The organism is Acidovorax sp. Root219 (genome assembly GCF_001428665.1).
GTDB lineage: Bacteria > Pseudomonadota > Gammaproteobacteria > Burkholderiales > Burkholderiaceae_C > Acidovorax.
The window spans coordinates 292126-314761 of record NZ_LMIJ01000001.1; the positions used below are offsets into that span (position 1 = coordinate 292126).

The 22636-nt window shown below is 65.1% G+C and carries 28 protein-coding genes; 10 read left to right on the plus strand and 18 right to left on the minus strand.

Annotated elements, in window-relative coordinates; genetic code table 11:
• The first annotated feature begins 66 nt into the window (after positions 1 to 66).
• From ASE28_RS01345 to ASE28_RS01355, 3 genes are all read left to right on the plus strand, one after another.
• Positions 67 to 1620 (plus strand): fumarate hydratase, encoded by a 1554-nt coding sequence (locus ASE28_RS01345; protein WP_057263981.1) that lies wholly within the window; start codon positions 67 to 69, stop codon positions 1618 to 1620.
• Between the two features lie 189 nt (positions 1621 to 1809).
• Entirely contained in the window at positions 1810 to 2688 is an 879-nt protein-coding gene (murI, locus tag ASE28_RS01350; RefSeq protein WP_057263983.1) for a glutamate racemase, read from the plus strand.
• Between the two features lie 41 nt (positions 2689 to 2729).
• Complete coding sequence (locus ASE28_RS01355; protein ID WP_057263985.1) at positions 2730 to 3389, plus strand: TonB family protein; 660 nt, start codon at positions 2730 to 2732, stop codon at positions 3387 to 3389.
• A gap of 157 nt (positions 3390 to 3546) precedes the next feature.
• On the opposite strand, the gene ASE28_RS01360 is transcribed toward ASE28_RS01355, so the two are convergent.
• Together ASE28_RS01360 and ASE28_RS01365 are read right to left on the minus strand one after the other, a co-directional pair.
• Positions 3547 to 4083: a M48 family metallopeptidase gene (locus tag ASE28_RS01360; protein WP_057263987.1), complete on the minus strand. Its 537-nt coding sequence runs from the start codon at positions 4081 to 4083 to the stop codon at positions 3547 to 3549.
• 61 nt (positions 4084 to 4144) lie between these two features.
• Complete coding sequence (locus ASE28_RS01365; RefSeq protein ID WP_057200943.1) at positions 4145 to 4786, minus strand: DUF6806 family protein; 642 nt, start codon at positions 4784 to 4786, stop codon at positions 4145 to 4147.
• A 367-nt stretch (positions 4787 to 5153) separates the two neighbouring features.
• On the opposite strand from ASE28_RS01365, the gene ASE28_RS33400 reads away from it, so the two are divergent.
• Positions 5154 to 6494 carry a PAS domain-containing methyl-accepting chemotaxis protein gene (locus tag ASE28_RS33400; protein WP_157421796.1) on the plus strand — a complete coding sequence of 447 codons (1341 nt, stop codon included), beginning with the start codon at positions 5154 to 5156 and terminating at the stop codon, positions 6492 to 6494.
• 212 nt (positions 6495 to 6706) lie between these two features.
• On the opposite strand, the gene ASE28_RS01375 is transcribed toward ASE28_RS33400, so the two are convergent.
• Both ASE28_RS01375 and ASE28_RS01380 read right to left on the minus strand, forming a co-directional pair.
• Complete coding sequence (locus tag ASE28_RS01375) at positions 6707 to 8221, minus strand: tripartite tricarboxylate transporter permease (protein ID WP_057263991.1); 1515 nt, start codon at positions 8219 to 8221, stop codon at positions 6707 to 6709.
• A gap of 7 nt (positions 8222 to 8228) precedes the next feature.
• A complete protein-coding gene (locus ASE28_RS01380; protein ID WP_057263993.1) occupies positions 8229 to 8651 on the minus strand; it encodes a tripartite tricarboxylate transporter TctB family protein in 423 nt (140 codons plus the stop codon).
• Between the two features lie 148 nt (positions 8652 to 8799).
• On the opposite strand from ASE28_RS01380, the gene ASE28_RS01385 reads away from it, so the two are divergent.
• The 4 genes from ASE28_RS01385 (at position 8800) to ASE28_RS01400 (ending at position 11774) form a co-directional block, all read left to right on the plus strand.
• The gene (locus tag ASE28_RS01385) at positions 8800 to 9501 is read left to right on the plus strand and encodes a response regulator transcription factor (RefSeq protein WP_057263995.1); all 702 of its coding nucleotides are present in this window, start codon (positions 8800 to 8802) and stop codon (positions 9499 to 9501) included.
• Positions 9482 to 10915: a sensor histidine kinase gene (locus tag ASE28_RS01390; protein ID WP_057263997.1), complete on the plus strand. Its 1434-nt coding sequence runs from the start codon at positions 9482 to 9484 to the stop codon at positions 10913 to 10915. Before ASE28_RS01385 ends, ASE28_RS01390 begins: the two co-directional genes overlap by 20 nt.
• A gap of 296 nt (positions 10916 to 11211) precedes the next feature.
• Positions 11212 to 11490, plus strand: coding sequence for a hypothetical protein (locus ASE28_RS01395; protein ID WP_057263999.1), 279 nt, complete (start codon positions 11212 to 11214; stop codon positions 11488 to 11490).
• Positions 11487 to 11774 carry a phage protein NinX family protein gene (locus tag ASE28_RS01400; protein WP_057264001.1) on the plus strand — a complete coding sequence of 96 codons (288 nt, stop codon included), beginning with the start codon at positions 11487 to 11489 and terminating at the stop codon, positions 11772 to 11774. The genes ASE28_RS01395 and ASE28_RS01400 overlap by 4 nt, the downstream gene beginning before the upstream one ends.
• A gap of 240 nt (positions 11775 to 12014) precedes the next feature.
• On the opposite strand, the gene ASE28_RS01405 is transcribed toward ASE28_RS01400, so the two are convergent.
• Positions 12015 to 12305 (minus strand): hypothetical protein, encoded by a 291-nt coding sequence (locus ASE28_RS01405; protein WP_057264352.1) that lies wholly within the window; start codon positions 12303 to 12305, stop codon positions 12015 to 12017.
• 108 nt (positions 12306 to 12413) lie between these two features.
• Here ASE28_RS01405 and ASE28_RS01410 point away from each other — a divergent pair, with 108 nt between their 5' ends.
• Positions 12414 to 12629, plus strand: coding sequence for a hypothetical protein (locus tag ASE28_RS01410; protein ID WP_057264003.1), 216 nt, complete (start codon positions 12414 to 12416; stop codon positions 12627 to 12629).
• A 360-nt stretch (positions 12630 to 12989) separates the two neighbouring features.
• Positions 12990 to 13748, plus strand: a complete 759-nt coding sequence (locus ASE28_RS01415; protein WP_057264005.1) for a hypothetical protein — start codon at positions 12990 to 12992, stop codon at positions 13746 to 13748.
• Positions 13749 to 14364: 616 nt separating this feature from the next.
• Here the strand turns inward: ASE28_RS01415 and ASE28_RS01420 are convergent.
• Genes ASE28_RS01420 through ASE28_RS01480 form a run of 13 tightly spaced genes read right to left on the minus strand, consistent with a single transcriptional unit; the run spans position 14365 to position 22597 of the window.
• Positions 14365 to 14661 carry a hypothetical protein gene (locus ASE28_RS01420; RefSeq protein ID WP_057264007.1) on the minus strand — a complete coding sequence of 99 codons (297 nt, stop codon included), beginning with the start codon at positions 14659 to 14661 and terminating at the stop codon, positions 14365 to 14367.
• Positions 14658 to 15002: a hypothetical protein gene (locus ASE28_RS01425; protein WP_057264009.1), complete on the minus strand. Its 345-nt coding sequence runs from the start codon at positions 15000 to 15002 to the stop codon at positions 14658 to 14660. The genes ASE28_RS01420 and ASE28_RS01425 overlap by 4 nt, the downstream gene beginning before the upstream one ends.
• On the minus strand, positions 14999 to 15328 hold the full coding sequence (locus tag ASE28_RS01430) for a hypothetical protein (RefSeq protein WP_057264011.1): 330 nt from the start codon (positions 15326 to 15328) through the stop codon (positions 14999 to 15001). Before ASE28_RS01430 ends, ASE28_RS01425 begins: the two co-directional genes overlap by 4 nt.
• Positions 15325 to 15891, minus strand: coding sequence for a lysozyme (locus tag ASE28_RS01435; RefSeq protein ID WP_057264013.1), 567 nt, complete (start codon positions 15889 to 15891; stop codon positions 15325 to 15327). The genes ASE28_RS01430 and ASE28_RS01435 overlap by 4 nt, the downstream gene beginning before the upstream one ends.
• Entirely contained in the window at positions 15884 to 16156 is a 273-nt protein-coding gene (locus ASE28_RS01440; RefSeq protein WP_057264015.1) for a holin, read from the minus strand. Before ASE28_RS01440 ends, ASE28_RS01435 begins: the two co-directional genes overlap by 8 nt.
• Complete coding sequence (locus ASE28_RS01445) at positions 16153 to 16599, minus strand: hypothetical protein (protein WP_057264017.1); 447 nt, start codon at positions 16597 to 16599, stop codon at positions 16153 to 16155. The genes ASE28_RS01440 and ASE28_RS01445 overlap by 4 nt, the downstream gene beginning before the upstream one ends.
• Positions 16599 to 17126 carry a hypothetical protein gene (locus tag ASE28_RS01450; protein WP_157421797.1) on the minus strand — a complete coding sequence of 176 codons (528 nt, stop codon included), beginning with the start codon at positions 17124 to 17126 and terminating at the stop codon, positions 16599 to 16601. The genes ASE28_RS01445 and ASE28_RS01450 overlap by 1 nt, the downstream gene beginning before the upstream one ends.
• A gap of 5 nt (positions 17127 to 17131) precedes the next feature.
• Positions 17132 to 18736 carry a hypothetical protein gene (locus ASE28_RS01455; protein WP_057264020.1) on the minus strand — a complete coding sequence of 535 codons (1605 nt, stop codon included), beginning with the start codon at positions 18734 to 18736 and terminating at the stop codon, positions 17132 to 17134.
• A gap of 2 nt (positions 18737 to 18738) precedes the next feature.
• Positions 18739 to 19050: a hypothetical protein gene (locus ASE28_RS01460; protein ID WP_057264022.1), complete on the minus strand. Its 312-nt coding sequence runs from the start codon at positions 19048 to 19050 to the stop codon at positions 18739 to 18741.
• Positions 19051 to 19055: 5 nt separating this feature from the next.
• Positions 19056 to 19499 (minus strand): hypothetical protein, encoded by a 444-nt coding sequence (locus tag ASE28_RS01465; protein ID WP_057264024.1) that lies wholly within the window; start codon positions 19497 to 19499, stop codon positions 19056 to 19058.
• Positions 19500 to 19502: 3 nt separating this feature from the next.
• Positions 19503 to 21545 carry a hypothetical protein gene (locus ASE28_RS01470; protein WP_157421798.1) on the minus strand — a complete coding sequence of 681 codons (2043 nt, stop codon included), beginning with the start codon at positions 21543 to 21545 and terminating at the stop codon, positions 19503 to 19505.
• Positions 21542 to 22234, minus strand: coding sequence for a hypothetical protein (locus ASE28_RS01475; RefSeq protein ID WP_057264029.1), 693 nt, complete (start codon positions 22232 to 22234; stop codon positions 21542 to 21544). The genes ASE28_RS01470 and ASE28_RS01475 overlap by 4 nt, the downstream gene beginning before the upstream one ends.
• 15 nt (positions 22235 to 22249) lie before the next feature.
• On the minus strand, positions 22250 to 22597 hold the full coding sequence (locus ASE28_RS01480) for a hypothetical protein (RefSeq protein ID WP_057264031.1): 348 nt from the start codon (positions 22595 to 22597) through the stop codon (positions 22250 to 22252).
• Positions 22598 to 22636: the final 39 nt, after the last annotated feature.

Below are 22636 nucleotides of genomic sequence, written 5' to 3' on the forward strand. Positions count from 1 at the left end.
GGCGCCGTCCCAGGCGGCAGCCAGCGTGCACAGACACGCACCCGTTCCGCCCACGACAGAAACACGATGACCACCACGATCAAGTACGACGATCTCGTCGAGTCCGTTGCTGCTGCGCTGCAGTACATCTCCTACTACCACCCCAGCGACTACATCGCCCACCTGGCGCGCGCCTACGAGCGCGAGCAGAGCGCCGCGGCCAAGGACGCCATCGCCCAGATCCTGACCAACAGCAAGATGAGCGCCACCGGCCAGCGCCCCATCTGCCAGGACACCGGCATCGTCAACGTGTTTTTGAAGGTGGGCATGGACGTGCGCTGGGAAGGCTTCCCCGGCGGCCTGGAAGACGCCATCAACGAAGGCGTGCGCCGTGGCTACAACCACCCCGACAACACCTTGCGCGCCAGCGTGGTGGCCGACCCCGAGTTCGACCGCAAGAACACCAAGGACAACACGCCTGCGGTGATCTTCGCGCAGATCGTGCCGGGGAGCAGCCTGGACATCACCGTCGCGGCCAAGGGCGGCGGCAGCGAGAACAAGAGCAAGATGATCATGCTCAACCCCGGCGACAGCGTCATCGACTGGGTGCTCAAGACCGTGCCCACCATGGGCGCCGGCTGGTGCCCGCCGGGCATGCTCGGCATCGGCATCGGCGGCACGGCCGAGAAGGCGGTGCTGCTGGCCAAGGAAAGCCTGATGGACGACCTCGATATGTACGAGCTGCAGGCCAAGTCCTCGCGCGGCGAGAAGCTCGACAAGGTCGAGGAAATGCGCCTGGAGCTGTACCACAGGGTCAATGCCCTGGGTATCGGTGCGCAGGGCCTGGGCGGGCTGACCACGGTGCTGGACGTGAAGATCAAGATGTACCCCACGCACGCGGCCAGCAAGCCCGTGGCCATGATCCCCAACTGCGCGGCCACGCGCCATGCGCACTTCGTGATGGATGGCTCGGGCCCGGTGTACATGACCCCGCCCTCGCTGGACCTGTGGCCCAACGTGAACTGGGCACCCGACTACAACAAGAGCAAGAAGGTCAACCTGGACACCCTGACCAAGGAAGAAGTGGCCAGTTGGAAGCCCGGCGACACCCTGCTGCTCAACGGCAAGATGCTCACCGGCCGCGATGCCGCGCACAAGCGCATCAAGGACATGCTGGCCAAGGGCGAGAAGCTGCCTGTGGACTTCACCAACCGCGTGATCTACTACGTGGGCCCGGTGGACCCGGTGCGTGACGAAGCCGTGGGCCCCGCCGGACCGACCACCGCCACGCGCATGGACGGTTTTACCGAGATGATGCTGGGCGAGACCGGCCTGATCGCGATGATCGGCAAGTCCGAACGCGGCCCGGTGGCCATCGAGGCGATCAAGAAGCACCAGAGTGCTTACCTGATGGCCGTGGGGGGCGCCGCCTACCTGGTGAGCAAGGCCATCAAGACCGCCAAGGTGCTGGGCTTTGCGGACCTGGGAATGGAAGCGATCTACGAATTCGACGTGGTGGACATGCCGGTGACAGTGGCGGTGGATGCGGGGGGGACGAGTGCCCACATCACCGGGCCGGCGGAGTGGCAAAAGCGGATTGCGACCGGTGAGTTCCGCGGTATCGAGGTAGCGGCGGCCTGACCGGCTGACGGCGCCGGCTGAAGAGCCCGGCCAAGACCACGATCCCCCGCAGTGCATCAGGCATGGCCGGGGGATTTTTCTTGGCACGCAACAGGTTTTCCTACCAGCGCCCGTGCGCCGCAGGCGCGGTGGAGTTACATTGCTCGGCACGCTTTTCTTTTCCACCGCCCGCCCCGTCCCATCCCGCCAATGACCTCCCCGAATTCCCAGCCCATCGGCGTCTTTGACAGCGGCGTGGGCGGCCTCAGCGTGCTGCGGGCGCTGCGCGCCGAGTTGCCGCACGAGCGCTTCGTCTACCTGGCCGACAGCGCGCATGCCCCCTATGGCGAGCGCGGCGATGCCTATGTGGGTGCGCGCACGCATGCCATCACGCGCCACCTGCTGGAGCAGCATGGCATCAAGGCGCTGGTGGTGGCCTGCAACACGGCCACGGCAGCGGCCATCCACGAGGTGCGCAGCCGCTACCCGGCGCTGCCGCTGGTGGGGCTGGAGCCGGCCATCAAGCCCGCCCTGGCCGTGACGCAGACCGGGCGGGTGGGCGTGATCGGCACGCGCGGCACCCTGACCAGCGCCAAGTTCGGCAAGCTGCTGGCCAGCCTGCAGGGCCAGGCCGAGTTCGTGGTGCAGCCCTGCGATGGCCTGGCCCACGCCATCGAACGCAGCGTGGACCGCCCCGTGCCCGCAAGCCCCCAGGGCACCGAGACCTGGGAACTGTGCGAACGCTATATCGACGCCATGGGCGCCTTCGGCACCGGCGCCGGTGCCATCGACACGCTGGTGCTGGGCTGCACGCACTACATCTTTGCCGAGCGCGACCTGCGCACGCTGGTGGGCCCTGCGGTGCGCTTCATCGAGACTGGCGAGCCCGTGGCGCGCCAGACGCGGCGCCTACTCGAAAGCGCCGGCCTGCTGGCAGCCGCCAGCACGGGGGCGCCGCAGGCGCAGCTCTTCACCACCGGCGGCCTGCCCCAGTTGCAGGCGGCGGCACAGCGCTGGCTGGACCTGCCCGCCGACCGCTGCCAGACGGTGGCGATTGCATCTCACACCACCGAACACAGCGCAGCCTAGGCGCGCTGGCTTTTTTGGCGCTTCTTGACGACCGACCCGGCATGACCACCTCCATGCGAGCCCTACGGCTCATCACCCTCGTGCCGCTGCTGGCAGTCGCCTGCGCCGTGGCGCAGACGGCCCCTCCTTCCGCACCCTCGCCACAGGACCTGGCACAGGAACAGATCGCGGAGCTTGAAAAAGCCCAGCGCGCGATGATCCAGGACCTCAAGCGCCAGTTGGCGGAGATGCCGGAGACCGTGCGCAAGCAGCGGCTGCGCGCCCGCATCGCGGAGATCGAAGGCCGCGCCAACCTTCCCCGGGATCTGTACATATCACCGAGCGCGAAGATGAGCGCGCCCATGAAGACCTACTACGAGCGCATGAAGATGCGCATCGAAGATTGCGGCACGCGCTATTTCCCGAGCCAGGACGGGCGCAAGCTGTACGGCCAGGGCGTGGTGGGCGTCACCCTGGGCAACGACGGCTCGGTGATCCAGGCAGACGTGCTGCAGTCATCGCAGGACAAGGCGCTGGATGAGCACATGCTCAAGCTGGTGCACGCCTCGGCCCCGTTCGGCACACCACCGGCCAGGCCCATGGCCAATGGTTCGCCGGTCTACCGCCGCCTGGTGGTGATCACCGGCTTCGATTTCAACCGCGACAGCGAGAAACCCGCGCCCGAGCCCGTGCCGGCCCAGGAGCGCTGCAAGTGGGGATGAGCTGATACGGATTTGCCTTTAACCGTATAGCGTCGTTGGTTCGCCTTGCCGTGCTACAGCACTGTCTGCGGCTCCCGCCTAGCTATACGATCAAATGCAAATCCGTATGAGCCCCGCCAGCGCTCGGCAACCCACCCCCTCGCTTTCGCCCACATCGTTACGCAGGCGCCCCACCCCACAGCCGCTCGCCCGAGTGCTCGACATGCGTGAGGTACAGGCGCAGATCGAACTCGTACTGGTGGTACTGCGGCTCCATGTGCTGGCACAGCTGGTAGAAGGCCTTGCCGTGGTCCTTCTCGCGCAGGTGCGCGAGTTCGTGCACGACGATCATGCGCAAGAATTCATCGGGCCCTTGCTTGAACATCGCGGCGATGCGGATTTCATGTTTGGTGGCGAGGCGATTGCCCTGCACCCGTGACACGGTGGTGTGCAGCCCCAGGGCATGCCGCACCACGTGGATCTTGTTGTCGAAGATAACTTTGTTGATGGTGCCCGCATTGCGCAGGTGGCGGCTTTTCAGCTCCTGCGCATAGTCGTACAGCGCCTTGTCGCTGCGCACGGCATGGGCCTCGGGGTACTTCTTGAGCAGTGCCACACCCAGCCGGCCCTGGGCGAGCAGGTCGCGGGCCTGCTGCTGCAAGGGGGCGGGGTAGGACTGCAGGTAGGGCAGCAGCGCCGGGGCGGTCGTCGTCATGCGTCACGCTCCCCACTTCCCTGAAGGGCCGTTGGGAGACTGATGCTGGGGAACCGAAGGATCAGTGCAGGTGGCGCGGACGGCGCCCGCCGCCACCATGGCCGCTGCCGCCCGAACCGCCGCCACCGGGGCCGCGCGGGGGCTTGCCGATCTCCAGCGAGTTCACCAGGGCATCGAAGCGCTGGCTGAACAGCTTGTCGATCTCGGCCACCACACCACCCAGCTCGGCACCGTCGAAATGGCGTTCCATCATGTTCACCACATCCTGCACCAGCAGGTCGCGCTGCACCTGCATGATGGCGGCCGGCGTGGGGCCCACGAAGAGCATCAGGAAGTCGTCGCGCGACTCGGCGCCCTCTTCGCCGTCTTCGTCTTCATCGAAGTCGGCGTCGTAGAAGGTGACCTCGATGGCAGCGCCCAGCTCGGACAGCTCGTTGAGACTCATGCACATCTCATCCAGCGACTGGCGGAAGTCCTCATCGCCGCGCACGGTCCAGCACATCTGCAGCAAATGCTCCTGCGCGTCGAACTTGATGCCCGGCTCTTCTTCATAGGCACTGGCGGCGCCATCGGCCAGCGAACGCGCGCCAGCATACTTCCACAAGGGCTTCAAGGCCTCCTGGATCTGGTCGAAGCTGGCATCGGCGCGCAGTTGGACCTGGCCGTGGACGTGGATTTCGAAGGGTGCGTTGTAACTTGACATGACTGGATCGTAATAGTGCCCGTAACCGGGGTCGGCAAGCCTCATGCCTGCTGGCTTGCCCTGGAATGGGGGAAAGATGGAGCCTTGTCGGCGCTGGTGCAGCCTTTCAGCCCCACGATAGCGCTATTTTCTCATGGCGCCAAGGCCATTTGGATGGCGTGGCGCAGAAGCCATTGCACATAGCCCCGCGCAGGGGGCACACGGCACAAGCTGCACGCCATCAATGGGGCAGGCCCATCCGATCGTAGTGTTGGCGCAAAGGCGCGACTACCGGCAAAAGCGTGCAGCCAGACGGCGCAATTGACTACAGAGAAGATGCAACCGCGCAAATACTCTATCGCCTCCAGAAGTGCAACCAGGTGTTTCCATGAGAAAGTCCATTCCCTCGGGGTTCTTGCGAACCGTCTTTGGCAGCCGCATGATGCGGCGCCAGCTCCGCGCCTTGTACGGGAATCAAGCTGTCATCGAATTCACTCCCGAGGGCGTGATCCTGGCCGCAAACGACAATTTCCTGCACGCGATGGGCTATGCATTGAAAGACATTGCCGGCCAGCCCCACCGGATTTTTGTGGATCCCCAGGAAGCGCAATCCGCCGAGTATTCGGACTTCTGGAAGAAGCTCAAGCGGGGCGAGGCTTTCATTGGCCGCTGCCGGCGCCTGCGCGGTGATGGCCGCGACATTTGGCTGCAAGCCAACTACAGCCCCGTGGTGCGCGAGGACGGTACGGTCCTCAAGGTCGTGAAGTACGCGATGGACATCACCGCACAGGCACTGGGAGATGCCGAAGCACAAAGCCAGTTGATGGCAATCAACCGTGCACAGGCCGTCATCGAGTTCGGACTGGACGGGACCATCATGCGAGCCAACCGCAACTTTCTCGACGCCATGGGGTATCGGGACGAGCGCGAGATCGTAGGGCAGCACCATCGCATATTCGTGCCCCCAGAACAGCGCAATACGTCCGACTACCTGGCCTTCTGGCACCGCCTTGGTTCTGGCAATGTCCATTCAGGCCAATTCCAGCGGGTGGGCAAGAACGGGCAATCGGTATGGATCGAAGCGAGCTACAACCCGGTCATGGACAGCACGGGCCGGCCATTCAAGGTCGTCAAGTACGCGACCGACATCACGGCGCGCTTCGAAGCCACCCATACCCTGCAGATCGCGTTCGAGCAGCTCAATGCACTGGTGTCCGAGAGCGCCAGCAAGGCCAACGAAGCGCACCAGCAAACCCAGAAAATGCTGCAGGTGGCCCACGCTGGAACCAGCGCCACCGCCGACGCAGTAGAGACGATGGGTGCCATACGCAGTGACTCGCAGCGCATTGCAGAGATCGTCGGCTTGATAGACGGCATTGCGTTCCAGACCAACCTGCTGGCACTCAATGCGGCGGTGGAAGCTGCACGTGCCGGCGACCAGGGAAGAGGCTTCGCCGTGGTGGCCAACGAGGTCCGCGGCCTGGCCCAGAGAAGCGCTGGCGCTGCCCAGGAGATCAAGACCTTGATTGCGGCATCGTCCCAGCGGGTGCGCGATGGCGACGCCCACGTGCAGGCCACAGGCAGCATCATGGACGTCATTCAGGCATCGGCCACGCACGCTTCGAATGCCATGGGCGACATCGTGCAAGCAGCCCACGCCCAAAGCAAACGGATGGGTGCCGTGCACAAAGCGATGGGATTGCTGGAAACAGCTGTTTCTCGCCACTAATGCGGCTTTGCCTTCAAACGTATAAAGTCATTCGGTCGCCTTGCCGTGCGAAAGCACTGTCTGCGGCTCCCCGCCTGGCTATCCGATTGAATGCAAATCCGCATGAAAACACGGAGCGCGAAGTGACCGAACGCCATCATCCACAAGACGCGAAAAACAAGGGCTGGCCGCATGGCGGCCAGCCCTTGCCTTCACCAAGCGGGGGGTGAAGCTCAGGTGACCGCTGGCTCTATAGCCAACGGCTTGGCATTGGCGCCGCGCTGACGGAAGAAAGCCACCGTCTGCCACAGGATGAAAGCAGCGATGAGGCCCAGCAGCGTGCCGCTGATCGGGCGGCTCACGAACACATCGAAGCTGCCGCGCGACAGCAGCATGGATCGGCGGAAGTTCTCCTCCAGCATGGGGCCCAGGATGAAGCCCAGCATCAGCGGTGAAGGGTCCATCGCCAGCCGCATGAAGAGGTAGCCCAGCGCGCCGAAGGCCACGGTGATGAACACGTCGTCCAGGTTGTTGTTGATGCTGTAGGTGCCGATGCAGCAAAAGAACAGGATGGCCGGGAACAGCACGTTGTACGGGATCTTGAACACCGACAGCCAGTAGCGCACCAGCGGCACGTTCAGGATCAGCAAAAAGCAGTTGCCAACCCACATGCTGGCCACCAGGCCCCAGAAGAGCTCGGGATGGCCGGCGATCATGTTCGGGCCGGGCTGGATGCCCTTGATGATGAAGGCGGCCATCATCAGTGCCATCACGGCGTTCTCGGGGATGCCGATGCTCATCAGCGGGATGAAGCTGGTGCGCGCGGCGGCCTCGTCGGCAGCGGCCTGGCCGGCCACGCCCTCGATGCAGCCGGTACCGATCTCGTGGCGGTACTTGCTGACCTTCTTGTCCAGCGCATAGGCCGCAAACTGTGCAATCACCGGCCCGCCACCGGGCAGAATGCCCAGGATGGAGCCCACCACGCTGCCACGCAGGGCGCTGGGGATGATGCGCTTGAACTCGGGCCAGGTGGGCATCAGCTTGATCTTGCCGTTGAAGGGCGAACGCTCTTCGCGCGCATCCAGGTTCTTGGTGATCTCGGCAATGCCGAAGCAGCCGAGCGCAATGCTCACGATGCCCACGCCGTCTGCCAGGAAGGGCATGTCGAAGGTGAAGCGCGCCAGGCCGCTGCTGACGTCGGTGCCGATCGAGCCCAGCAGCACGCCCACCATGCACATGGCCAGGCCATTGAGCAGGCTGCCGGTGGTGACGAAGCTCACGCACACGAAGCCGACCAGCATCAGCGCACAGTAGTCCGCAGGGCCAAACAGAAAGGCCACTTCGCCCAGGCTGGGGGCCAGGAACGCCAGCACCACAATGGCCACCGTGCCGCCGATGAAGCTGGAGACCCCCGCCGTGAACAGCGCCAGGCCCGTCTTGCCCTTCAAGGTCATCTGGTACCCGTCGATGCACGCCACGATCGAGCTGGCGTGCGGGATCTTCATGGTGATGGCGCTCACGCTGTCGCCGTACTGCGCTCCGTAGTAGATGCCGGCCAGCATGATCAGCGCGCCGGTCGTGTCGATGGAATAGGTCAGCGGCAGCAGCAGGCTGATGGTGGCCAGCGGGCCCAGGCCTGGCAACAGGCCCACCAGGGTGCCCACGGTGCAGCCCAGGGCGCAGAACATCAGGTTCTGCAGTGTCAGTGCGTGGCTGAAGCCGAACGCGAGGTTGTGAAGAACGTCCATGGCGACCTCAGTACAGCGGCAGGTTGACGCCCAGAAGCTTCTGGAACATGAAGGCGATGCCGACCAGCACCGCGGCGATCTTGAGGTTGCGCACCACCGAGTACGACGTGCCGGCAAACCCCGAGCAGAACACCAGGAAGACGATGCCCGCAATCATGTTCACGAAGTGCGACAGGGCCGCAAAGCCGCACAGGCTGCCCAGGATGATGCCGATGTTGCGCACCTGGAAATCCATCGGCACCGGCGCCACCAGGCGCGCGCGCACCACGGTGATGACCCCGATGGCGAACAGCATGCAGCTGACGATGAACGGGAACAGCCCCGGGCCGGCACGGCTGAGCTGGCCCAGCGAGTAACCCATCGACGGCAGGCCGAAGCCCAGCGCCAGGGCCATGAGGGCAAAGCCCCGGACCATATTGCGGTTGACCATGAAATTTGTCTCCATGAAGATTTTTGGGATACCCCAGATGGCCTGTCGATGCCGCACAGGGCTGGGGTATGCTGGTGAGGACTATCTCCATCGAACCTGATCGCAGGCTGATCCCGGCCATGCGTAATTCCACGTAGCCCCTCCTCCCATGCGCCTCCTCCTGGTGGAAGACGACCCCGTGCTGAGCCGCACCATGGCCCGGGGCCTTGAGAACGCGGGCCACCGCGTCGAGCTGGCCCACACCGTGGAAGACGCCCAGCACTGGTGGGCCGTGCAGGCCTTCGATGCCGTGCTGCTGGACCTGAACCTGCCCCATGCGGCGCACGCCCGCAGTGGCCTGGGCAGCGGGCTCACCGCCCTGCGCAGCGCCCGCGCGCGCGGTGACCGCACCCCCGTGCTGGTGCTCAGCGCACGCGACAGCACCGAGGAACGCATCGCCGGGCTGGACGCCGGGGCCGACGACTACCTGGGCAAGCCCTACGAACTGAAAGAGGTCGAGGCCCGCCTGCGCGCCCTGCTGCGGCGCGCCAGCGGCACGGCCGACTTGGTCTCCGTGGGCCGGCTGGCGCTGGACCGGCAGGCGCGCCGCGTCAGCGTGGCCGGGCAGCCGCTGGAGCTGCCTGCGCGCGAGTTCGATCTGCTGTGGGAGCTGATGACGCCCCCTGGCCGCGTGCTGAGCAAGGGCGACCTTTCCGCGCGCCTGTCGGATGCGGGCGAGGCGGTGGGCGACAACGCACTGGAAGCCTCCTTCTCGCGCCTGCGGCGCAGGATTGCGGGCAGCGGCGCTGCCATACGCACCTTGCGCGGGCTGGGCTACGTGCTGGAGGACGATGCCACTGGCCCCGCATAGCCACCGCCCGCCCGCGCTGCGCCAGCGCATCGGGCGCCGCGTGCTGCTGTCGCTGCTGCTGATCTGGGGGCTGGGCAGCGCCGTGGTGCTGGGCGTGGGCAACCACTTCGTGGCGCAGGCCTTTGACCGCGCCCTGCTGGACGACGCCCATGCGCTGGCGGCGCTGGTGCACGGCGGCGGCCACAACGACCGCAGCGGCCAGGGCGCCGGCACGCTGCGGATCGACCTGACGCCCCGCGAGGTGGACCTGCTGCGCTTCGACCAGAGCGAGACGGTGTGGTTTGCGGTGTACGGGCCCGACGGCAGCTTCATCGCTGGCGACCATGGGCTGGCGGCAGGCACGGTGGCCCCGGGCAGCACCCATGCGTTTTCGCGGCTCGCGCGCGAGGGGCTGGAGCTGCGCCGCGTGACCTTGCTCACCCAGGGAACGCCCTCCTTCACGGTGGTCATGGCGCAGACCACGGCCGAGCGCACGCACCTGCTGCGCAGGCTGCTGGTGTACTCGGGCCTGGCCCAGCTGTGGCTGCTGGTGGTGCTGGGCTCCTGGCTGCTGCGCGGCATCGAACGCGACCTGCGGCCACTGACCGCCCTGCAGGATGCCGTCGACCAGCGCGACGCGGCCGACCTGCAGCCCCTGCCCCAGGCGCTGACGCAGCAGGCGGGCAGCAGCGATGTGCAACGCCTGGGCGTGGCCCTGGATGGCCTGCTGGCGCGGGTGCAGCACAGCCTGCATGCCCAGCGCGAGTTCGCCGGCAATGTGGCGCACGAGCTGCGCACGCCGCTCGCAGGCATCCGCGCGCAGGCCTCCCACGCGCTGGCGCAGGACGACCCCGCCGTCTGGCGCAGCGAGCTCCAAGGCATCACCGAGGCCGAGCAGCGGGCCAGCCGCACGGTGGACCAGTTGCTGGCGCTGGCACGCGCGGCCGAAGGCGGCATTGCCCTGGTACTGCAGACGATGGAGCTCAACACCCTGGTGCGCGATGTCGTGCTGCGCCTCCTGCCGCGCGCAGACTTTATGGGCGTGGACCTGGGCGCAGAAGGCCTGGACCAGACCGTGCAGGTGCGCGCAGATGCCGCACTCATTGAGGGCATCCTGAACAACCTGCTGGACAACGCGCTGCGCTACGGGCACGGCAGCCCGCCGCGCATCACCGTGGCACTGCAGGTGCGCGGCGGGCATGCGGTGCTGAGCGTGGCCGACAACGGCCCTGGTGTGGACGCCGAGCTGGCCCAGCGCCTGCTGCAGCGCTGGGCGCAGGGCGATCAAGGCGTGCGCCTGGGCCAGGGTGCGGGGCTGGGCCTGTCCATCGTGGCGCGCTATGCGCAGTTGATGGGCGGAGGGCTGGAATTGGCGCCTGCGCAGGACGGCCCGGGTCTGGTCGCCAGCGTATGGCTGCCGACCGCCGGGGAGTGATACGGCTGAGGACAACGGGCAGTGGCGCCTGCGGAAATGATTCGAGAATTGCGAAAAAGACAGCTATGCAATTGATAGCTGTAAACCGTTATCTGGTGCCCCGAGCCGGGGTCGAACCGGCACGCCCCTTTTCAGGAAAGCGGCGGATTTTAAGTNTGGGCTGATTCCTTGCGAATCAACAGGTTACGTGCAAAATCGTTCCGCAAAATTGGTCGCGCCACACTCGGCAAAGCCAGCGTTGGCGCGGGCCGCTTTTTCTTTGCGGAACAGATTTTGCCCCTGCGACAATCTCTGCCATGGCCCACATCTACTCCGCAATCCAGCAGGCGCTGTCCGCCCATTGGGCAGCCCACGACAAGAAATATCCGCAGAAGGTCATCATCACTCTAGACCAGCACCAGGCGCTGAACGACATGCGCGCCACCGTCAGCACCGGTCAGCCTACCAAGGGGCCGAAGCCCGTGGTGGGCGAGAAATTCATGGGCGTGCTGATCGAGCACGACATCAACACCCCCGGCGTGATGATCGGCGTGGACGGGGTGCAGATACCCCTGCAGGCACCGCCGGCCTCATGAAAACCGCCGACCTCGCCGGCAAGCTGCTCGACCGCTGGGTGGCCAAGGCCATCGGCCAACCCCCTGGGCCGGCCTACTCAAGTGACTGGGCCGCCGCCGGCCCATTGCTCGAAAAGGAGCGGGTCATGATCTCCCCCATGCCCGGCAAAGGGTGGATCTGGTGCGCCGCCGTCGTGTCGCTCACGGGCAACCCGCGCTACCAGGAAGGCCTCACGCCACTCCAGGCGGCCATGCGGGCATTGGTCGTGTACCGAATTGGGGTGGAAGTGTCAGACGAGGAGTAGCCCTACTGGCTCTTGAACTGCCCGTGCGGCGCCATCAACCTCTGCGCCAAGCCCTCGTGGCCCATCTCTGGCTCCAATCTGGGCTACGGTGTAAACTCCGGCCCGCCGGTTGAAGTGCCGGACGTGATGACCCTGCTTGTGCCGTGTCAATGGCGGTTCGCGAGAACCGTGAAAGTACGAGAGGTGGAAATCGGTGCCACCCCCTGCAGGGCCGTCCAGAGGAAGCCCCTGATCGCAAGGTCAGGGGCTTTGTCTTTTTTGGGGCAGTAGGGTAACGGTGTCCACGCCTTCCCCCTTCTGGGGGCTGGGCCGAATCCAGTGGATCCACACGCCATGCATCCATGCCCCGCAGTAGATCACGCACAGCAGCAGGATCCCCCACTGCTGGGCCGTCCACGCGGCATAGAACCACCCGGGCTGCCCCAGCATGCCGAAGATGCAGGCCCAGCGGCGAAGGCGGTCCGTGCGGGTCTGCGACAGCCAGGCCGCGAGGGCGCCGAACAGCGCGATGGTGATCTGGTCCCATGTCATGGCCGAAATTGTGCGCCACTGGATAAACAATCAGTAAGAATACTTCCACCAAGGGTGTGAGCTGGAACTGAAGGTCAGCCCCGCCAAACCAGCCAAAGGAGAACTTCAATGACCATGTGGAAAACAGAAAACCATTTCGTCCAAGGAAAGATTGAGACCACGCGGGTTGTGCTTGGCAGCGTCACCTGCATGCGCACCAAAGAGACCTACTTCAACTTCATGCAGCATCACGGCGCATTCGCCGAATTTGAGGTCGTGTGCCCAGGGTGCAAAATCCCGGAGACCTTTGGACCCAAAGACGTTCTCAGGGAAGATGAAGACTGAGCGACACTGACGCGGTGCGCGCCACCAACGCCGCGCGGAGCTGCACCACGTAGCCTTCGCGCCGGTCGATCTCAGCCAGTTCCCCGCGTACCAGCACCCTGGGGTGAGCTCCAGGCCTGAGTGCCATGCTCGCAGTCTTCTCTTCCCCCAGCGGCGGGGGCGGCACTCTACTGGGGCTCATCCGTCTGACGCTGCCCACGATGCGCCGGCGATACAGTCCACACCGCCGCTCGGCCTTTTACTTCTTGCGTTGTAAGCACTGCGGTGTACTATCGGATCGATGTCAGGTTACTTTTTCGTTACATATCGCCCTCAGCCACGGGCTTTTTTTGTGTCCACAGGGTCGTGCCTGTGAGACCTGTGCCGCTTTCCGCTGCCGATGTTCTTTCGGCGGACTTCGATGTTTTCCACGACACCGTGGGGTCCTGGGACAACTACGATCGGGCCGCTTTTTCCGCGCTTCACGCGCGAGCGGTGGAGCTTTCTAAAACTGATGTCGCCGATGGGAATCTCATATTGGCGAAGTTGGCATCCGTTTTGGGAAAAGACGAAGAGGTGGAGCGCTGGTGTCGCAATCTGGAGCACAACAACTTCAGGGAGCAAGCCATGCACATGCGATTCCAGCATTTTGTGAACATGGGATTTGCGACGAAAGGCCAAGATATCTTGCCCAAGATCATCGCCAATCGCTCAGACCAAAACCTGGTTCACCTGATGCACGGAGCGATCGCGCTGGGTGCGTTCAATGCTGCAAAAAATGCTTTGGAGAATGCGGATATGCGTAAAGAAAACCTCGGACCAACGAACTACATCGACAAGATAAAGGCGAATCATCCTGTCGTGTTGGAATTGGGACTTGAGGACGCTCACGTCGCAAGAATGTTTGACGAGGCGGGTGCTGTCTTGCGCGAAGCACGACGGAACTGGGCCAGCTACGACCTCTCGATCATTGCGCTCCCTCGCGCAGCCGGTGGTCCTGCAATGTCCGTGGAGTGGCCAATTTTGGTGAGCCCAGCAGAGGCTGCCCGTTTGACTTGGCTTCTGACGGATCGCTTGGTCGAGAAAGAGTTGGACCTTCCCGGGTTCAGCGTGGGCTTTTTGGGCCTGACACTGCAATGACCATCGCTGCCCACGATATCCTGACAACCGCAGAAAAAATCTGCGGCTTCTCAAATGAGGCTGGCTATCGTAGTGCGATCTCGCGCGCCTACTATTCAGTCTTCCATTGCTGTCTTGAGTGGGAAAAATCTTTGGCCATACCAGGCTCTGGAAGCGGGCATGAAGGTGGACATCACCAACAGCTAATAAATCGCCTTCGGAATCCGGCGCCAGAGGTCAAAGACCCAGCGACCCGCATGCTCTCGAAGAAAATTGCGGCGCGGGTTGAAGCACTACGCACAAAACGCGTAGCCGCTGACTACCTGCTGTCCTCAGCAGGTCACGCCGCGGTGGACGCGCAAAACTGTTGCGCTCAAGCAACCGATGTGCTCCAGCAAATTACGGCCACTTTGGTGGCGCCCCCAGCGCAAGCGCTGCCGTCGACACCAGCTGCAGCTCAGGCAGCGTCTACTCCTATCCCGCCACCTGCCTCGCCAGGAGGCGGACGCCCAGGGTTGAAGCGGATCCGCTGACCTCCTGCGCTGGTCGCCGCACGCCTGTGCACCACTCATCGAAGTAGAAATCGGAACATTCAGCCCCGCACACTGGATCATCGTCCTGCACGTGCGACAACGCTTCACCACCCCCAAAACTCGACAGCCTCAGACACTGAAGTGACAGGCGCAGTGCATGTCACCAGCGCCGCGCGCAGCTGCACCTCGTAACCCTCGCGCCGGTCGATCTCGGCCAGGGCCGCGCGCAGCAGTACCCACGGGTGCGCGCCGGGCAGCAGCAGCTCGGTTGGCATGGCGGGCCGGGCGGGCACAGGCTCGCGGCACTCCACCGGCACGGGCACCAGCGTTCGGCCGGCGGGAGCGGGGTTCGCGCAGCCCACCAGCGCCAACACGCCCAGCAGCAGGAAAGCTGCCCTCATGGTCGCACCCTCCCCTGCAGCCACTCGTCGCCCAGCGCCTGCATGCTCGCGCACAGGTCGGTAGGCTTGCTCGGCTGCAGGCCCAGGGTGTGGTCGGCGCGCTGTTGGTGGGTGCGCGCGGTGTTGGCGGCAACGGCGCGGGCTGGCGCCGCGGCGGCGGCGCGCTTGGCGGCAAGCTCGCGCAGCGCTTCGGTTGCATCGCTACAGGCGAGGGCATCGGCGCGCGCGGTGTCTCGCTGTTCGATCGCCTTGGCGAGCACATCACGCTGGCCGAGGTAGGCCCAGCCCAGGGCGGCATTGGCCAGCAAGCTCAGCACCAGGACGGCGGCCCCGGCGCTCATTGGCCCCACCTCGCGCAGATCGGCCGCCCGTCGAACCAGCGCGCGCAGTGCATGACCTGCACCCAGCGGTCGCCGTCCTTGCGCCACACCGTCAGCTGCAGGTCTGCCATGTCGGCGGCAGACAGCTCGCCGCGCAGCAGCTGCGTGCGCTGGCCCGGCACCGTGCTGCAGCGATCGAAGCATAGGTGCGGTTGCACCCAGCCATCCCAGCCCCTGTAGGCCAGGCTCACGCCCGGAAGCGCATAGGCCGTGGCAATGTACTGCTCGGGGGCGGGCGCGGCCGGAGCGGTCAGGAAGACCATGCCCAAGATCGTTTCGATGATCATTGCGCCAGGCCCTCCAAGCAGGTTTTGGTCTCGTCGGCCCGGCGGTTCGCCAGACCCTGCACGAACCTCATCTCCGGTCGGCCATCGGCCAGCATGCGCCCCGTGCGCACGTACGACCACACCAACTTGCCGGCGTTCGACCTGCTCAGCCGCTCGCACCCCAACTCCCAATCCCCCACGTTCCACGCGACCATGGCCTGGCTGGCACAGGTGTTGCCCACGCCGTTGTTCCAGGCGTGGCTGGTTGCCATGTCGAACACGGCCTGCGGCGGCAGCCGCGTGAAGCAGTTGGCCAGGCGCAGTTGCAGCGCCTCGATCGCTGCGCCCTCCTCCTGCGCGCACTGCTGTACGGTCCAGCGCTGGCCCACCACCAACGGCCTGGTAGTGACGTGCTTGGTGAGGCCCTTGCACACGGTGGGCAGGCCGCCGGCAAGCTGGTCGGCGTAGACCAGGCCCGGGTCGCGCTGGTCGGGCTCCCACTTTCCCAGGAACGCCATCACGGCGCCGGTGGCCAGCAGCAGGCTGCCCGCCAGATGCGGGAAGTACTTGGAGCGATCAGTCATCGTCGGCCCCCAAGGCTCCCAAGTCGGTGTCGCTGTGCAAGCCCTTGCGCAGGCGGGCCACGCGCAGCTGGTGCTCGACCTCCTGGCGCGCATTGCTCTTGCGCTTGTAGTACCAGGTGAGAACCAGGCCAGCCACGGCGATAGCTGCGCCGAAGAGTCCCAGGAACTCGTTCGATGTGAACCAGCTCCAGCTGGTCAGGGCTGCACCCGTCACGATGGTCTTACTGCCGGCAGCGCCAAGCTGATCGATGGTTTCGTTTTTCATGGGCCCACGGCCTCCGGTTCAAGGTCCACCAGCGGGGCGTATGCCGCCCACAAGGTGCAGGGGTCAAAACGCCAGGCATCGGGCCGGCGCAGCATCGCTGCCACGGCCTCGCTGCACACCCAGCGGGTCTGGTCATGGCCAAGCACGCGCAGAACGAAGCCAGCCAGACCCAGCAGGTCATAGCCCTGGCCTTCGTGTGCGCGAATCCAGGCCCATGCCTCTCCGACGTCGCCAGCCACGTCCACCAGGTCCCAGTGCTCGGGCTTCAAGGTCATGTGCTTGACGCGCACACCGTGGTCCAGGAATGAGCTGCTGGCGCAAATGGCCTGGCCGATCTGGCTTGTGCCCAGCACCAACTCGCAGTGGCTGTAGGGGCCGCGAAGCCACCAACTGGTTAGCCGGTTGAAGAGGCGCGTCTTGCCTTTGTAGAACGCGATCTGCATCAGACGCCCCCCAGTCCAAGCTGCGCACGCGCGGCTGCCACAAAGCCCGTCCACGTCGCCATGGTCGCGGCCAGCCCTGCAGGGCCAACGGCGCCCCGCGCTTGTTCCTTGCGCAGCAGCCGTTGCGTGCGGATCAGCTCCTGGGCGCCACGCCACTGCGTGGCAACTACCAGGATGTCTTCTGCTGCCGCTGCCGGCGGCCAGCCCTTGGCGTTGGCCCAGCTCTGGACCATGCCAGGCACAGGCGGCTCGTAGCCGGCATCGACGAAGGCTTGCGCCTGGCGCTCGGCCATCTCGTATTCGGCCTGGCGCAGGCCGATGGCGGCGCTGTAGATCGCATCCACGTCCGCATCGATGCGAGCAACCGCCACCGCGACTTGGGCCGGCCAGTCGTCGTAGGTCAGCTCCTTGTGAGGGTCACCCAGAAGCTGGTTGTCGGTCACCCAACCACGCAACTCGGGCACAAAGCTGCAGGGCAGCGTGCCGGACAGGACCACGGCACCTGTGGAGTCTTTAAGGGTCCACATGGTGCTTACCCCACGAAGCCAGCCAGGATGGCTGTGGTCCCAGCTGCAGACCCCTTGGTGCCTGGGGGTGTGGACGCGCGGCGGTCAAACGCAGGCGAGGTCAGGTTCTGGTTCATCAGCAGCTTGCCCGCCGTGGACACCTTGCCGCTGGCACCCAGCGCCGCAGCTTCCTGTGCTACCCCGATCACCGAGGCGGCGCCGGCAAGGCCCATCGTCTGGGTGTGCGTCGCGGTACTGCCCTGCGTACACATGGCCACCAGGAAGCCGGGGCTCAGAATTTCGAACCAGGACACGCTTGGGGTCCATGCTGCCCCGGTGAACACCGTCAAGCCAGTGCCAGATTCCCGGGCAAAGTCAGAACCGTGGACCCAGGCCGAGTAGCTACTGGAATTGCTGGCAACCCATGACATGGTAATGGTGACAGGGCCAGCTCCTGGTCGGTCCAGAATCGCTACTACGGATGACGCGGTGCTGGACGGAGCGGTGCGGACCAGGTTCCCGGCGTTGTCGTACTCCTGCATGCAGTTACCCACCACCGCATTCGACGCCAGCCAAAAGCCTCCACCCTGTTTGGCAGTAATCTGGCTTGTGTGTTGGTCCACCCCCGAAGACAGCGCTTGCGGCAGCAGCACAGTGGTCAGCAGGGTCAGGGTGGGGTCATAGACCTTGAAGCTCTGGGTCGTCAGGCTGGTGCATTCGGTGGTGACGATATTGCCGTTTGCAACCTCGATCAACTTGCCTTCCAGGCGCCCGCAGTAGAAACCAGTCCCACCGCCGTCGTACAGGTTGGAACCCGTGGTGATCTGCACCACAGAACCCTGCAGTACGCCCGAGGCATTGAACCGGGCCATGCGCTGGCCTTGGGCAGCAGCGGTCTTTGCCCAACGGACGATGAAGCCTCCCCCGGTCTGCGCAAGGACAACCACAAAGTTTGGTGTCTGCGTGACTTCAGCCGTGGTCATTGCGCCCTGCAGCACGCCCGAGGCGTTGAACCGCTTGAAGACCATGTTGCCGCTGTCGGGGTAGGCAATCACGAAATCACCGTTCGCCAGCGTCGTGACGTTCCAGTCGTAGCCGCTGTTGCTGGCCACAGTTCCGACAGTCACAGGGGCAAGCACAGTAGCGCCCGTGGTGGCGTTGTACACCCCCATGGTCAGCACGGTGCCTTCGCTCCAGATGACTGCCACGTTACTGGCCCCGGCACGTGTCACCCGGTTTGGCCCACAGGTGGCCGCAGACATGGTGACCTTAAACTTCAGCGCACCGCCGGCGCTGAAAAAGCCAAGGTTCATGCCCGTGAGGTTGTTGGCGCCATTGCCCGTATAGGAGTACAAAAACTCACCGTTGGGCATGGGCAGGATGTGCCGAGAAAACAGCCCACTTGTGGCATTCATGCCCCAGGTACTGCCGCCAGAGGGGTTGTTTGCAGCCACCAAGGCAGTTACACCAGCAGCAGAGTTCTGAACCGCCAGTGGGAAGGCATCGGACACCTTGCGCATCCAGCCGCCTGTGTCGACCTTCACCAGGTCACCGGCCGCGATTGCTGCCGCCGCCGTGATGTTCAGGGGCTGGTCTACAGCGTCAACGGTCGAAGAAATAGTGCGTCCCATGCTTATGCCTCCTGAAAGCCAAAGCCAACTGCAGACACGCCCGCCGCACTCGCGCGGGCAACCAGAAACTGACCAGACCCCATGACGATGGCAGTGCGCTCCAGCACTCCGGCGGGCGCCAGGTAGGTGTCGTACTCGATCCAGTCTCCAGATGTGGGCATCGCCGTGGCCGCCAGCGCCACCCTCACCGTGACCGCAACCGCCGTTCGGTTGCAAAGCGAGAGCGTCAGCGTTGTGGTGACCCCGGCCGGGTTGTAGAGCGTGGTGTCCGCGCCGGCCGCCAGGTCCAGGCCAAAGAGTTTTCCTTGAGGCATATCGATCAAGCTCCAGAAAGAAAGAAGACCTTGGCGCGCGACTGCACGGGGGCCCATTGGTAGACGCCGGCAATCACGAACAGCGCCAGGGGCTGGGCCTGGACAGGCGCCACCGGCAGCCCGAGCTGCAGGCCGGTCAGCGAGCTGACGTAGCCCTGCACCCAGTTCGTACTGGCCAACTTCTGGCTGTTGTCGGCGAGGGGCAAAACTTCGGCCGCTGTCACGGCACCAGTCATGGCCAGGGCACCGGCGATGGTTTGATCGCCGATAAAGGCGTTCCCGCCGGCAAGGTTGGCTTTGGTGGCCAGGCCCGTGGCAAGCTGACCGGTCTGGCCGGCCACGCCGTCGAAGCCCAGTTCGATGCGCTGGAACTCGTCCTTGAGGACCTGTTCGTCCACCCGCTGGCCGGGCAGCGGGTTGAAGACACGGTGGTAGAAGGTGTTGGCCATGGTTTACCTGTCCAGGCGGCGGGGGGTGTAGAGCACCGACACGCTCTGCAACGTGTGGGGCAGCTCGGAGGCGGAGCGGCTGACAAATGCCAGGCACAAGGTGGTGCCGACGCCGTCCACGCGGATCTTGCTGAGCGCGTTGCGTGGCACGCTGTAGTAGCTTTGGCCGTAGTTGCTGATGCTGTAGTACGCGCCGTTGGCGGCCGGTGCCACATCCACCACATCGGTCAGCCCGATCTCGGGATCCCCCAGGCTGTACTCGCCCTGGACCTGCAGGCCGCACGCGCTGCGGTTGCGGCTCTCCAGGTCGCAGCGTCGGAACCGCTTCTTCTCCATCGGGCTCTTCACGTGGTTGAACGCCAGCTTGAGGTAGGCCACGATCTCGGCGCCGTCGAAGCTGCGGCCGCGATCGACCTCGTACACCATGCCGTTGTCGCTGCCGAAGAAGGTGCGGCTCTCGCCTGCGATCACATCGGCGCATGTGCATGACACCACGCGGCCGTAGTTGATGGGCAGGAAGGCCAGCGTTCCGCCTTCCGCCGTCGGTATGGGCGTGATGCTCAGCGCATCGCCGGTGGCGAAAAACAGGCGCATGCGGTTGTCCGCCCGGTTGACCACCGAGGCCACCACCTTGCGCGACGTGAGCAGGGCCTGGATGCGAGCCGACACCGGCGATCTCGTAAAGTTGCCGAAGGCCTGCGTGGCGCTGACCACGGCAACGCCCAACGTGTCGAACACCAGCACGCGCCCCAGGCTCTGCACACTCCAGCGCTGCGCGCCCACGTCGTCGGCGAAGTTCACGAAGCGCCAGTCCGCGCTGCTACTGCCGTACAGCACCCAGGTGCGTGCGGCGGCAAACACCATCAGCGCACCGCCGTCGGCGTCCGATGGCAGTACCTGGAACCCCGTGACCACATCGCCGGCCGCGATCTCGGCGGCACCCACCACGGCCGACCAGCGATAGGGGTCCGTGATCGCGCTGTGCTGCACCGAACCCTCGAAGCTGAAGAACAGGTGGCCCTTGTGCGCCACGCAATGCACTGGCTTGTCGACGGTCATGCCGGTGCTGATCGGCACCAGTACCTCACCGTCGAACTCAAAGCCGCGGTTCACACCATCGGCGCCATAGATCCGCTGCACGCCGGCCCGGCCAGTGAAGTTGTAGACCACGGCATCGAGGCGGCCGCCCGGCAACTGGGCTATGGCCGTCTCGGCGCCGCTGGCGGTGGCAGTTACGCCGGCGGTAAAGGCGCCAACCGTGAAAGCCCCTCCGCTCGGCGCCGTGACGATGAAGCGCCCCTTGGCCGTGCCGGCTTGCCAGGTGCCGGACTCTGTCACCACGCGCTTCACGATCGCCGACACCGCGCCCTTGGTGATGTTGGCGCCCACAGCAGGCTCTGTGCCGCTGCCGCCGCTGAAGGCCAGCTCGTAGTTGTGGAAGACCTGCGACCACCCGGCCGCCGTACTCTTGAAGACGTTGCACACGGTCGCGGCCACGTTGTCACGCCAGGCGTACATCGTGCCATTCAATACGGCAATGCCACGTACCGCCCCGGAGCCCGGCACGGCATCAATGTCCGCGCGGTAGTGGTCGGCCGCCAGTGCCATGAAGGTGTTGTCATCGAAGCCTGTGATGTCCGAGGCGTTGCCGTCGAACACACCCACTGCATTGCCCGCCACGGTCAGCGACTCGCCCACGGCGAAAACACCGGTCACGCGCGTGACCACGATCTGGGCAGCGGTGCGTATCGCGATGACCCGGGCCGTTGCCGTCGACGTAGCGCCGGTCACGGTGTCGCCCACCACCACGCCCATAAAGGCGACGGCGGCGCGCAAGCACCGGTAGGCGGCGTCACTGGGGCGCGCGCGGCCGTCGAAGCGCTCGTAGCCGCCCACTCGCTCGTAGCCCTCAAGGGCCGAGCTCTCGTAGTTGATGGCGCTGATCACCACGCCCGGCCGCAGCGTGAGCTGGGCAGACTCGGTGTCCAATCCCCCGGCCAGCGGGAAGTACTGGGTCTTCAGCGGCGGCATCTTCATCTCGCTCATGCCAACGGCCTCGCGCCAAAGCCGGGTCGGGGCAACTGCGATTGCGCCAGCGCGGAGAAGCCCATGCTGTAGTTCTGCTCGGCGCGCTGGTAGACCTCGCTGGCCGCGTCGAAGCCGCCGTACTCGCGTAGCGCACGCCAGGCAATCAGGTTGTGGAAGCGCGCTGGCAGTGGCGGCTCGTCGGCATCCAGCGTCATGTCCACCACGTCGCGGACATAGGAAGCGCGCACCTGGTGGACGCTGTCCGGCGTGGGCCCGACCAGCAGCTCCCCGCCGGGCGCAATGCTCCAGCAGCGAAGCGGCCCAGGAGAATGCGCGCCGACCAAAAAGCGCGAACGGAACTGGTCGTACGGCAAGAATTGCAGCCCGCGCTCCGAGGCCTGGCCATCGGCCACACGCCAGGCGCTTGGCCGGTACTCGGGGTTCTGCTGCTTCCAGCTGGCCCAGTCCGTGAGCGCGAACCCCGGCAGCGCCGCATCAGGCGGCAGCGTGATCCCAGTGGCCTGGCCAAGCGCCTCACCTCGGCGGAACAGCCAGGACTCGTGCGCCAGCGCGATGTCGCGCCATGCCCAGTTCACCCACTCGAACACGCGCGCATCGTCCCCACTGGCGGTGGTGACGGATGCCGGCGGGCCGCCCGACAAGCCGCTCTCGCGCTTGACGGCCCGGGCCAGTTGCAGGAAGTTCACGCCGCGGCCCCTGGATCAGTCTTTGCGCTGCAGAGGGAAGCGTGGCTTGTCCACCCAGCGGGCCTTGAAAGGGTCGTCGGGGAACTCGGGGTCGGGCTCGCGCACCGAGTAGGTCAGTCCTTCGATGTGGTCGGCCATCTCCACCGGCACGCGCACCCACTTCTCGCGCTGGACCTGGATCTGGTAGTTGTTGATGCCGAAGAAGGGCTGCGTCGGCTCGTTCGCCTCGCCCTTGAAGAGCTTGATTTCGACCGTCTGGCCCGAAAAGCCATGCTGCTGTACCTGCACGTCGATGTCGGTATTGCTGCCAGCGGCTTCTTCGGCAGCGGCCGCTGCTGCGGCCTTGGGTTGTGCTTTTGCCATGGTGGTTTCCTTGATGAAGGGGCCGGCAGACCACCGGCC